Annotated in this window: 6 protein-coding genes; 2 read left to right on the top strand and 4 right to left on the bottom strand. The window is 63.0% G+C overall.

The genetic code is table 11. The features are described from left to right. Positions 1-156: 156 nt before the first annotated feature. Positions 157-3783 (top strand): hydantoinase B/oxoprolinase family protein, encoded by a 3627-nt coding sequence (locus tag ACEOAC_RS22355; RefSeq protein ID WP_413444626.1) that lies wholly within the window; start codon positions 157-159, stop codon positions 3781-3783. 184 nt (positions 3784-3967) lie between these two features. Here the strand turns inward: ACEOAC_RS22355 and ACEOAC_RS22360 are convergent, their stop codons facing one another. The 4 genes from ACEOAC_RS22360 to ACEOAC_RS22375 all read right to left on the bottom strand — a co-directional run bounded on the left by ACEOAC_RS22360 (position 3968) and on the right by ACEOAC_RS22375 (position 9638). After that, positions 3968-4270: a hypothetical protein gene (locus ACEOAC_RS22360; protein WP_234295425.1), complete on the bottom strand. Its 303-nt coding sequence runs from the start codon at positions 4268-4270 to the stop codon at positions 3968-3970. A gap of 147 nt (positions 4271-4417) precedes the next feature. Next, positions 4418-5551: an ATP-binding protein gene (locus tag ACEOAC_RS22365; protein ID WP_413444627.1), complete on the bottom strand. Its 1134-nt coding sequence runs from the start codon at positions 5549-5551 to the stop codon at positions 4418-4420. Positions 5552-5748: 197 nt separating this feature from the next. After that, positions 5749-6126 carry a response regulator gene (locus ACEOAC_RS22370; RefSeq protein ID WP_077236946.1) on the bottom strand — a complete coding sequence of 126 codons (378 nt, stop codon included), beginning with the start codon at positions 6124-6126 and terminating at the stop codon, positions 5749-5751. A gap of 173 nt (positions 6127-6299) precedes the next feature. Beyond that, entirely contained in the window at positions 6300-9638 is a 3339-nt protein-coding gene (locus ACEOAC_RS22375; protein WP_413628586.1) for an autotransporter domain-containing protein, read from the bottom strand. A gap of 491 nt (positions 9639-10129) precedes the next feature. Here ACEOAC_RS22375 and ACEOAC_RS22380 point away from each other — a divergent pair, with 491 nt between their 5' ends. Continuing rightward, on the top strand, positions 10130-12670 hold the full coding sequence (locus tag ACEOAC_RS22380) for a chemotaxis protein CheW (protein ID WP_413444212.1): 2541 nt from the start codon (positions 10130-10132) through the stop codon (positions 12668-12670). The last annotated feature ends 24 nt before the right edge of the window (positions 12671-12694 follow it).

The raw sequence follows: 12694 nt of genomic DNA on the forward strand, positions 1-12694 counted from the left end.
CACAGGCGCAGAAGGGGTTTCAGGCCTGTTCAGGATTTTCGGCGGGGAATCGGCCGGCTCAGCAAGCAGGACTTAATCGCACGTTTTGAGTGCACTATCTCAATAATTCATCAATAAACTGCACTAATAAAGTTAATTCAGAAAGGTTAGGCGTCCATGGAACAAGGTCAGAATTTGTTGGGGGAGCAGCGTTGGCAGTTTTGGATCGACCGCGGTGGCACCTTCACCGACATCGTCGCGCGCAAGCCGGATGGCACGCTGTTGACGCACAAGCTGCTGTCGGAAAATCCCGAGCAATACAAGGATGCGGCCGTGGCCGGCATCAAGCGTCTGCTGGGGCTGAAACCCGGTGAGGCGATTTCGCCACAGGTGGTCGAAGCGGTGAAGATGGGCACCACCGTCGCCACCAATGCCCTGCTCGAACGCAAGGGCGATCCGACCGTGCTATTGATCACCCGGGGCTTCCGCGATGCCTTGCGCATCGCCTACCAGAACCGCCCGCGCCTGTTCGATCGCCACATCGTCCTGCCTGAACTGCTGTTTGAAAAAGTCGTGGAAGTCGATGAGCGCCTGGGCGCCCACGGCGAAGTGATCACGCCCCTGGACACCACTTCGGTGCGCCAGCAACTGGCGGCACTGCACCAGGAGGGCTATCGCGCCGTGGCCATCGTGCTGATGCACGGCTATCGCTTCACCGAACACGAAAAGAAGCTGGCCGACATCGCCACCGAGCTGGGCTACACCCAGGTCTCGGTCTCCCATGAAGTGAGCCCCATGATGAAGCTGGTCTCGCGCGGCGACACCACCGTGGTCGATGCTTACCTCTCCCCAATCCTGCGCCGCTACGTGGACCAGGTCGCCAGCGAGATGGATGGCGTGCGCCTGCTCTTCATGCAGAGCAACGGCGGCCTGACCGACGCCCACCGCTTCCAGGGCAAGGACTCCATCCTCTCCGGCCCGGCCGGCGGCATCGTCGGCATGGTGCGTACCGCCGAGACGGCCGGCTTCAACAAGATCATCGGCTTCGACATGGGCGGCACCTCGACAGACGTGTCGCACTATGCCGGTGAATTCGAGCGCGAGTTCGAAACCCAGGTCGCCGGCGTACGCATGCGCGCCCCCATGATGAGCATCCACACCGTGGCTGCCGGCGGCGGCTCCATCCTGCATTTCGACGGCACCCGTTATCGCGTCGGCCCGGACAGTGCCGGTGCCAACCCCGGTCCGACCAGCTATCGCCGTGGCGGCCAGCTGGCGGTCACCGACTGCAACGTCATGCTGGGCAAGATCCAGCCGGCCTATTTCCCCAAGGTCTTCGGCCCGGCTGCCGACGAAGCCCTGGATCGCGACGCCGTGGTCGCCAGGTTCAGCGAACTGGCCGAACAGATCCATCAACAGACCGGCAATCGCCGTACGCCGGAAGAAGTGGCCGAAGGCTTCATCGAGATCGCCGTCGGCAACATGGCCAACGCCATCAAGTTCATCTCGGTGCAGCGCGGTCACGACGTCACCGACTACACCCTCACCACCTTCGGCGGCGCCGGTGGCCAGCACGCCTGCCTGGTGGCCGATGCGCTGGGCATGACGCGCGTCTTCGCGCACCCCTTCGCCGGCGTGCTGTCGGCCTACGGCATGGGTCTGGCCGACCAGACCGCCATGCGTGAACAGGCCATGGAACTGCCCCTGTCCGCGCAGTCGCTGGGCCAACTCGACGCCGAACTCGGCAAGCTCTCCGAAGAGGCCAGGACCGACCTCCTCACCCAGGGCGTGGCAGCACAGCAGATCAACGTCATCCAGCGCGCCCACCTGCGCTATGACGGCACCGATTCGGTGATCGTGGTCAACTTCGGCGACCTGGCCGGCATGGTCGAGCAGTTCGAGTCCGCCTACAAGAAGCGCTATTCCTTCCTGATGCCGGAAAAGACCATGATCGTCGAGGCCATCTCGGTGGAAGCCATCGGCATCTCCACCGACCGCGAAGAAAAGCCCGAACACCTGCCCCCGCGCCAGGGACCGTTGACCGTCACCGAAACGGTGGGCCTGTTCTCCGGCGGCCAGTGGCACGACACCGCCCTGTACCGTCGCGAAGACATGCGCCCCGGTGACATCGTCCACGGCCCGGCCATCGTGGCCGAGAAGAACGCGACCAACATCGTCGAACCCGGCTGGCTGGCCGAAGTCACGCCGCTGAACCATCTGATGATGCAACGCTACCAGGCGCGCCCGCAACGCAAGGCCATCGGCACCGACGCCGACCCGGTCATGCTGGAGGTGTTCAACAATCTCTTCATGAGCATTGCCGAACAGATGGGCCTGCGCCTGCAGAACACCGCCTTCTCGGTCAACATCAAGGAACGCCTGGACTTCTCATGCGCCCTCTTCGATGCCCAGGGCAACCTCATCGCCAATGCGCCGCACATCCCGGTGCACCTGGGTTCCATGGGCGAGAGCATCCGCACCATCATCCGCGAGAACGCCGGCAAGATGCGGCCGGGCGATGTGTTCATGCTCAACGATCCCTACCATGGCGGCACCCACCTGCCCGACATCACCGTGATCACCCCGGCCTTCGACAAGGACGGCCGCGAGATCCTGTTCTATGTCGGCTCGCGCGGCCACCACTCCGACATCGGCGGCATCACCCCCGGCTCCATGCCGGCCAACAGCACCGTGGTGGAAGAAGAAGGCATCCTCATCAACAACTTCCAGCTGGTGCGCGGCGGCCGCTTCCTGGAACAGGAAACCGTGGCCCTGCTCGGCTCCGGCCCCTATCCGGCGCGCAACATCGCCCAGAATCTGGCCGACCTGCAAGCTCAGATCGCGGCCAACCAGAAGGGCGTGGAAGAACTGCTGAAGATGGTGGATCACTTCGGCCTGGACGTGGTGAAGGCCTACATGGATCACGTCCAGAACAATGCGGAAGAAGCGGTACGGCGCGTCATCATCCTCTTGAAGGACGGCAGCTACGACTATCCGCTGGACAATGGCGCCGTGATCAAGGTCGCCATCCGTGTGAACCACGAGCAGCGTACCGCCGACATCGATTTCACCGGCACCTCGCCGCAGCTGAACAACAACTTCAACGCGCCCAGCGCCATCTGCATGGCCGCGGTGCTGTATGTCTTCCGCACGCTGGTGGATGACGAGATTCCGCTCAATGCCGGTTGCCTGAAGCCCCTGAACGTCATCATCCCGGAGGGCTCCATGCTCAATCCGCGCTATCCCGCAGCCGTGGTCTCGGGCAACGTGGAAACCTCCAGCTGCATCACAAATGCCCTGTACGGCGCACTTGGCGTGCTGGCGTCGGCACCGGGCACGATGAACAACTTCACCTTCGGCAACGGCCGTTACCAGTATTACGAAACCATTTCCGGTGGCTCGGGGGCCGGCAAGGGTTTCAACGGTACCGACGTGGTGCAGACTCACATGACCAATTCACGCCTGACCGATCCGGAAATCCTGGAATGGCGTTATCCGGTCCGTCTGGAAAGCTATGAGATCCGTGATGGTTCCGGTGGTGCAGGCGCCTGGCACGGCGGCAACGGCGGCATCCGCAAGATCCGCTTCCTGGAGCCGATGACGGCATCGATCCTCTCCAACAACCGCATCGTGCCGCCTTTCGGTGCCGATGGTGGCGACCCTGGCAAATGCGGCCGCAACTATGTGATCCGTAACGATGGCCGGGAAGAGGATGTCGGCTTTGTCGCCAGCACCGAGATGCAGGCCGGCGAAGTATTCGTCATCGAGACGCCGGGTGGCGGCGGTTATGGAAAGCCCGTCTGAGACTGCCTCGGGCGAGGAGAAGTAGAGAGTAGTGGGTTGTAAGTGCAGTAGCAGTACCGTGTAGTGCCGTAACAAGTAGTACTTCTGGTGGTAGTGTGTCTCTTTGCGGCGTCCTCTTCGATATCGAAGGCGACGCCGCTTTTTTCTGAAGCGGCCGATCTGTGGGCTTCAGACTAGTTGCTGCCTAGCCATTCTTGTGGCTTTGCTGGCCGGCCTTGACGTGTTGCTCGTGTGAGCCACCGCGCGACGAATCGCCTTGCTGCTGACCCGAACCGCTGCTGCTCTGGTTCTGCTGGTCATTCTTGTGGCTCTGCTGGCCAGCCTGCGAGTGCTGCTCGCTCGAACCGCCCCGCGTGCCACCGCCTTGCTGCTGTCCCGCCTGGTTGCTGCTCTGATTCTGTTGATCGTTCTTGTGACTCTGCTGACCGGCTTGCACATGCTGCTCTTGGGAACCGCCGCGGGTTCCGCCTTGATTCTGGTTCGACATGTCTTCGCTCCTGGTTTGATGCTGCGCTCATGCGCAGTAGGTGCATCATCGATCTGCGGCCTCTTCGCGCGTATCGGCCAATGGCTTCTGCTGGCGTAGGCGCCCGCTGTCGGAGACGTCATCGAAATCCGCAGGCTTGCCCCAGTGCTACCGGCCACTGCGCGGCAGGCGAATGGCAAACGTCGTGCCCTCGCCAGCCGATGAGCTCGCCGTGGCAGAGCCGCCGTGTGCGATCGCCACCTCCCGCACGATGTAGAGACCCAGCCCCATGCTGCCGGGCCGGTCCCCCTCCTTGCTGTTGGAGGCCACCAGACGCACCAATGGCTCGAAGATGGCCTGGCGCTGCTCTTCCGGAATCACAGGTCCGCGGTTATTGACGGAAACGACCACCTCCTCATCGCCGGCGTCGATCGCGATGAGGATGCGTTCAGCAGGCAGACCGTGTTGTATGGCGTTGCCAAGCAGATTGGACAAGGCCTGTGCAATACGGCCAGCGTCCCAATGACCGTCCAGCCTTCCCGAACTCTTCAATACGATGTCCCGGTCCGGGTGGGCGCTGCCGATTTCGTCGATCACGCGTCTTGCGATCTCGCCCATGTTGGCGGACTTCACGTCCAGCGGCAGGCCAGCTCCGAGGTGGGTCCTGGTATAGTCGAGCAGGTCGCTGACGAGCTTGCTCATGCGATGACCGCTGTTGTAGATGCGCGCGGCAATCTTGCGGTGCTGATCGTTGATATCGTCCGCCAGCAGCAATATCTGCGCCCCCTGGATGGTCGCACCCAGCGGATTGCGCAGATCGTGGCCCAGGATGGCCAGGAACAGATTGCGCGACTGTTCGAACAGTCTGGTGTAGCGTGCCAGCGATTCGGCCAGCGCCTGATCGATGGCCTCGTTGAAGCGTGTGATGTCGTCCACATTGGTTTCATACCCCTCCTTCCATTCCCGCGCCCAGAGCCGCAAAACACTGGAGCGCAGGGCACGGTATTCGGAAGCCAGCTGCTCCACATTGAAGCCCGACAAGAGCCTGGCGATAGCGTGGGTCTCGGCCGCGGTGTCATCGGCGGCGCGTGGCGCACGCCCTTCCGATTTGACGATGCCCTCGGCCTCGGTCTGAGTATTGTCTAGGTCATCGGCAATGGCCCGCAGCATCACCGAGGCGTGGTTCCTCAGTGCTTTCGAATCCATGGTCAAGGCGGGCGGGGTGATCGTTCTGGCGAATTGCTCCCAGGCTTCCAGGATCAACTCCATGCGGGAGCGGATGAAGTCGGACAAGCGCAGCACAGGTCTGTTTGACATTTTTTTTCTTCCTCCGGATCAGACTTCCAGTTGTTGGAGCTTTAGGAAAATGAGAACGAAAAAGCCAATGGATTGTTCCTGATGAGCGGAAAGATTCCCCGCAGAAACCAGGGATCACGCGTCAATGCCGCATGGTGGGCAAACCGCTCCCCCATGCACCAGCTATCCGGACAGCCTGTTCCCTACAGGACGGCCTCAACGGTGGAGAGCAACAAGCTGAAGGCACAAGGCTTGGTGAGCAGGGCCGCAAAGTTTTCGCGTGCCTGCCAGGAGTTCTTCATCGGCGTGGCACTTAGCAGGACCACGGGAATCGCCGCGAATTGGGCCTCGGATTTAAGTTTGGTCGCCAGCTCCAACCCATCCATGACCGGCATGCGCAGGTCGGTAAGGACGACATCCACCCTCTGCTGTGGGTCGAGCAGCAGCTCATAGGCCTGTGCGCCGTTGGCAGCCTCCAGGACCTGATAGCCTTCGGTCCGTAGCACTTCGCAGAAAAGTGCGCGGACATCGGTGTTGTCTTCCACCACCAGAATGGTGCGGGCAATTTCCGTTCGTTGCATGGATGAGTCCGCTCTCTCGTACAGCGCCCGAGGTGGGCGTCAATATCGATTATGAGGCGCCCTGATCGCCACCGGGATCAGGGAATCACTCAAAACTCGCAAAAAATCGCCTACGTCGACGTAGGAAAAATCGCACAAAGCGCGACCATGGCACGGCCTGCCGTGCACAAGGATCAGAAACGCCAGTTCGCCGAGACGGCCGCCGTCAGCTCCGCATCACCGCCGCGCCAGAGCGTGCTGGACAAGGATGCGTCGACCACCATGTCCTGCCGTACCCGGTAGGAGGCGCCGGCCTGCAGGTCCAGGCTGTCGCGCTGGATCACTTCACTGCTTGCCGCAAATGCGACGTCGGGATATCCCGCCAGGCGCGCTGTCTGCGTGGTCGTGCGCGCCAGCATGTCGCGGCTCACGCCGGCACGCAGATTGGCACGGACCTGCCGCCCCGAGGCCAGCGACAGGTCGCTGCGCCATTCGCCCCCCAGGCGTGCACGCATGGAACGGAAGGAATTGCTGTCCAGTTGCAGGCCCGGCCCGTCTGTATTTTTTTCCGTGATCGCAGGCCGCGACAGCACCGTATAGTCGAGACCGGCCAGCGGCCCGGCGCTGCTGCCCTCGCCGATGCGCCAGCGCCAGCCACCACCCAGCGTGGCGCTGGCGACGGTGCCAGTCCAGGTGCCACGCGGCGCGCTCTGATATCCGTTGAAACCGATCTTGCGTTCCAGGCGCCCGTCTTCCACGCCTACGCGGGCCTGGGCGAAGGCATGCGGTCCGGCCAGGGGATCGGCGGCATAGGCCAGGTGTGCGCCCACGTCCAGCGCCGAGGTCTCGCCGGATGCCGGGGTGCGGCCATCGACCCGGGTCGACTGCCCACTGACCGCGCCATGCAGGCCCACCGTCCAGCCATCCATGGCCAGGCCACTGCGCTCCACCCCCAGCACCACACCATAGGTATTGCCGTTGGCGCCCACGGCGCGCTCAGACCGGTCGCGCCAGTAGGCACTACCGAAAGGCATGGCGAACGCCGTCCAGTCGCTGCCCGCCGGCACCTGTCCGTCCAGCATCGTTACAGCCGGTGCGCGGGCGGCCACCAGATCACCGATGTGCCGCTCACGCAGCAAGGCGCCGGAGAACATTTCGCCATAGGCCACCGGCGACAGCTGCCGCAATGCCGGCGCGATGGCACTGCCGTCGGCCGCCGAAAAGTCCAGCGCGGCCACCAGCGAACGCAGGTCGCCACGGGCATTGCCCGCTGCCACGTCGAGCGAACGCGCGACCTGCAGCGTCACGTCATCGTTGGCGTAGCGCGAATAGGCTGCATCGCGGCGCTGCACCGAAACGGTATAGCTCAGGCCGCCCGCTGCGCTGACGTCAGCCACCAGGGTGGGCGAAGCCAGCAGGGCGCTGGCCGACGCAAACGCGCCGCTGACGCTGCCGGCCTGCAGCCATTGATCGCTGGTGAGCGCGAAACGGTTTGCGTACCAGCTGCGTTGCGGGGCGATGGTCAGGCTGCCATCCAGCGCCGCGTTGCCGCTGACAATCAGGGAACTGATGTTGCCGCTGCCGTCCACGCTGGTCTGCAACCGGCCGTCGGCCCCCTGCGCGTAATTGCCGACCACCGTGATGCTGCTGCCCGGCGTGGGGGCCAGCGTGCCATGGTTGGTGAACAGGCCGGCGCTATTCAAGGTATAGCGGCTGCTGCCACCCAGCAGGGCGCCCTGGGCGATATTGACCTGGTAGATCTGGTGGTCGCCGGTCAGGAAGGTGGTGCCGCCCTCGAACGCCAGCGACAGATTGTCGATGCCCACGATATTGCCGTCATAGCGCAATGCGAAGCCAGGATCGGCCGAAGCGGTGGCGCGGCCATCGCCGTCCGGCAGGTAACCGAAGCTCAGGGTGGTCAGGCGTGGCGCACTACCGTCGAGCTCGGCATAGTCGGAACGGATATCGCCCTGCAGCGAAGCGCCGCGCATGACGTTGATCTGGCCCACATACGCATTGCTGGAGATATAGATGGCCGCACTGCGGCCGGCCAGGCGCCCGGTCAGGTCGAAGCGGCTGACCAGCGGGCCATCCAGCTCCGCCAGCAGGGAGCCAGTGGCCTTCGATCCCCGGTAGATGTAGGAGCCACGGTAGTCGCTGTCATTGCCCAGGATATTGTTGCCGAAGTCGAAGCTCACTGCGATGCCGTCCTCGCCCAGGGCCTGTACGTCACCGCGCTGGGTGAGGGTGTGGTCCTTGCCATAGGTGAACATCACCCCGCGCCCATAGGCGCCATCGGCATAGACCCGGGTACCGGGCAGGATGATGATATGGTTGCCGGCGCCGTCGATGCGCATGCCCGCGCCACCTGCGCCAGCCGAGAGCAGGTCGGCGCGCTGGTAGATGGTATTGTTGCTGCCGTAGACATGCAGGCCCAGGCCCAGCGTGGCCAGGTTATAGGTATTGGGCAGGTAGGCGCTGCCTTCTGCATTGCGCTGGAAAAAACCGTCGTCGTTGAGGATCACCTGGCCGTCGGCGTAGACGGAACGCCCGAAGAAATTGCGACGGTCGATGTCATAGCCCAGGTCCTGCAGGATCGCCAGTTCGGCTTCCATGAAGGTGGTGTAGTTGCGGTAGCTCTGATGGCTCATCAGGCTGTTCTTGAGCTCCAGATGCGACATGAATGGCGGATCGGAATCGGTCTCGGTGCCGGTGCTGAGCGGTATGCCGCGCATGCCGGAGCCGGCCAGCACCTGCGCCACGTTCGGACCGATGAAATACCCCGAGTTCTTGCTGACGTCGAACACATCGGCACCGCTCACCTTGCTGCATGTCATGCACCAGATCACCTGGCCGGGCTGGGCCGCCTTGCCGTTGTCGTCGCGCAGGTGGGCGGTCCACTGGCTGATCCTGTCGCTGAAGTTATACACGGAGGGGCCGGAGGGCTGCTCGGTTTCTTTGACATCAGAGCCGATCCCCAGTGCATGTCCGATCTCGTGAAAAGCGACCGCCGGCAGATCCCAGCCCGTGACATTGCGCGGCAGTTGGGAAGGAATGTAGTCGTTGGTACTCACCGGCAGGTTGCCAATACCCACGAAGCCATGCGCACCCAGTGTCAACTTGCCGGCCTGCAGATTCTGCAGCGCTGCCTGCACCTGGGTCGGCGCGATGCGCAGGCCAGGCACCAACGGACTGTCGGCATGGGCGTTGTCGTCGCCATCCTCGCTACCGATATTGATCACCGCCGGGGACGTACCGGGGATCACCTTGATATAGTTGGCCCACTGTCGAAGCCCCGCCAGGGTCTGCTGCTTGAACATGTCCGAGAGCGCAAACGGCGAGGATTGGAACGTGTCCCCCTCTTTCTGGAAGTCACCGTCAGCAGGCCCGTAGAAGCGGGCCTCGAAGATCGGCACCTGATTGCGGTCCAGGATCGTGTGTGATTCATAGGTCTGCGCCTGTGTCTGCGCCTGTGTCTGCGCGCAGGCCAACATCGCCGCTGCGGCGACGGCCTTCAATACCAAGCCCTTCATGCTACCCCCCTGATGGCGCCGGCCGTTCCGGCCTCTGGCGCGTTTCTTAACGTTTTACGTGTTTTTGTTAAGGCGCCACCGTACAACAGCCAGAGAAGGGGCAAAGCCGGCAAATAGGACGGTTTTCCACCCCTGATTGCGCGGTTCACCACCGGCCTTGCCCCCAGCCCGATCTATTGGCTGCACGCAATTACTGCTGAGCATCATTTTTGCGACAGTGGTGATGAATGGTTAGCGATCACCACTGCGCTTACTTCCTTGTTACGTCGTTTTTACGTCCAGTGGACGTCGCTGTTACGCGTCTGTCACAGGTCTGTCATGCCGCGGTCATGTGCCTGTCACATGCCTGTCCCGGCAGGCGGGAACACGCTTCCAGCCAGACGAAAAGCGTTCTCATTGGCGCGCAACTTGCTTAGTGTCAATGGGGGTTTCAACGGGTAGTTCACAAGATCATGCATGACAATCAACAGACTGAAGAATTTTTGCGGCATATGCCTGCCGTCGTCGACTGCGAACGTTCGCTCAGGGAGCTCAGCGTTGCCTGGCGCCTGATCGAGTCGACTGCCAAGATGGTATGTCCCACCGAAGCCAAGAGCATCCTGCCCACCATCAAGGTGACGCGCGAGGGCTTCAACCAGTTGGAAAAGAGGCTCATCGCCAATCTGGTGCAACAGAACGTATCGAAAGTGGTGCAGGAGTTCGATTTCAAGGCCCGGGTCATCATCGACATCGTGGTCCGCAACCTGTTCGAGCGCACCGCCGATGTTGGCTTCCTGGCCATGGACGAGGCCATCCGCCAGTTCATCCTGGCCGGGCCGGACGGCGAGCGCCACCAGATCGTGGCGCGACTTAATGCCTACCGGCAAAAGTACACGGTCTATGACGAGATCTTCATTCTCGATCCACAGGGACAGGTGCTGGCCAATCTCGACCCTGCCAATACCGTGACGCATTCCCGCGACCCGCTGATAGCGCGCACCCTGGCCGCCAACGGTTATCTGGAGACCTTTGCCGTCACCGATCTGCGCGGCGGAAGCGAACGCTCCCTGATCTACTCCCACAAGATCGTCAACCCCGAGGATGGCAAGACCATCGGCGTGCTGTGCCTGTGCTTCCCGGTGGCGGTGGAGATGGACGACGTCTTCGGCGGACTGCGCAAGCCCAACGACCGCAGCGTCATGCTCATGCTGGACCAGGACGGACGCGTCATCGCCAGCAGCGATGTCGAACATGTGCCGGTCGGCCGCACCGTGCCGCTGGCGCTGGAAGGCCCCTACCAGTTGGTGACCCATGCCGGGCGCGACTACCTGGCGCGTACCTGCGCCGCGCGCAACTACCAGGGCTACAGTGGCCCCGGCTGGTACGGCCACGTGATGGTGGCCTGCGATGTGGCCTTCCGTCAGCCTGGCCAGGACATGCTCTCGCAATACGACGCGGACCTGCTGGCTGGCGTGATGTCACACGCCCGCTCCTTCTGCCCGCCCCTGCATGACGTCACGCTGCTGGCCGACTCCATCAACCACTCGCTGCGGCGCGTGGTGTGGAACGGCAAGATCATGGCCTCGGGCGACGCTGGCGACCTGCTGCGGCTCAAGGCCATCCTGCAGGAAATCAGCCAGACCGGTGACGAGACCAACGAGGTCTTCCGCGAATCCATTCTCGACCTGTATGCCACGGCGCTGTCGTCGAGCCTGCAGGACCTGCAGTACATCTCGCGCCTGATGGTCGACATCATGGACCGCAATCTCTACGAACGCGCCAACGATTGCCGCTGGTGGGCACTGACCCCGCGCCTGCGCCAGCTGCTGGCCCAGGAGACGCGGCGGCCCGCCGAACTGGCCGAGCTCCAGAAAATCCTGGCCTCCATCAATGCGCTCTATACCGTCTACACCAGGCTGGTGGTGTTCGACAGCCACGGCCACATCGTCGCGATGAGCAAGCCCCTCGCCGAAGCCAGCGAGGGCAGCAATCCCGGCGCCTCCGGCGGCAACCTGCGGGTGGACGAACAGCTGCTGCGCAATACCATGCGCCTGAGCGATCCAGGCCAATACTGCGTGTCGCCCTTCGAAGCGACGGCCCTCTACGATGGTGCGGCCACCTATCTCTACAGCGCAGCCATCTTCCCCCCTGAGCGCAGCGGTCCTCCGGTCGGCGGCATTGCCATCGTGTTCGACGCCACGCCCGAGTTCGCCAACATGCTGGGCTCTGCCCTGCCCGAGCAGGAAGGCGCCTTCGCCGCCTATACCGACCGCCAGGGACAGGTCATTTCCAGTACCCACCCGGATTACCCGCCCGGCAGCGTGCTGCCGCTGGGCGCGGCCACCAGCAGCAGCGCCAACGGCAGCAGCGCAGCTGAAATCCGCATCCATGACGGCCACTACATGGTGGTCGGCCACACCACCTCATTCGGCTATCGCGAGTACAAGAACAGCGACGATTACGTCAACGACGTGATTGCCATGGTCTTCACGCCCATCGGCCAACAGAGCGGCGCCGTGCGTGCGCTCGACGGCGCCGATATCGAAGTCGCTAGCAGCGGCGGCAAGCTGCGCGAATTCGCCACCGTCACCATCGACGGCGCTGTCTTCGCACTGCCGGCCGGTAACGTGATCGAAGCCATCGAAGCCTCTCGCATGCTTTCCACCTCCACCTTCAAACCGGTGCTGGCGGGCGCGCTGGACTATCACGAAGGGGGCGCGGCGAAATCGGTGTTCGTACCGGTGGTGGATATGCGCCAGCTGTTGCTGTCGGCCGCATCGACCACATCGACCACCGCCGACAGCCGCGAGATCGTCATCGTGCGCCATGCCGGACGCCTGGTCGGACTACTGGTCGATGGTCTGCATGACGTACTGGAATTCGGCGAAAGCCACATCGATGCGCCGCTGATTATGTTCGGCGGTGGCGTCAATTACATCGGCAACCTGATCCGGACCGCCAAGCCTGGCGACACCATCCAGGTGGTGGATGTGGAACGCATCGTCATGAATTTCTTCGGGCCGCGCAAGGAGGCCTACCTGGCGGCGTCCTGAGGCGGGGGTGACGGACAGCCGCCC

The sequence above is a fragment of the Herbaspirillum frisingense genome, assembly GCF_047325095.1.
Taxonomy (GTDB): Bacteria; Pseudomonadota; Gammaproteobacteria; order Burkholderiales; family Burkholderiaceae_D; genus Herbaspirillum; species Herbaspirillum frisingense.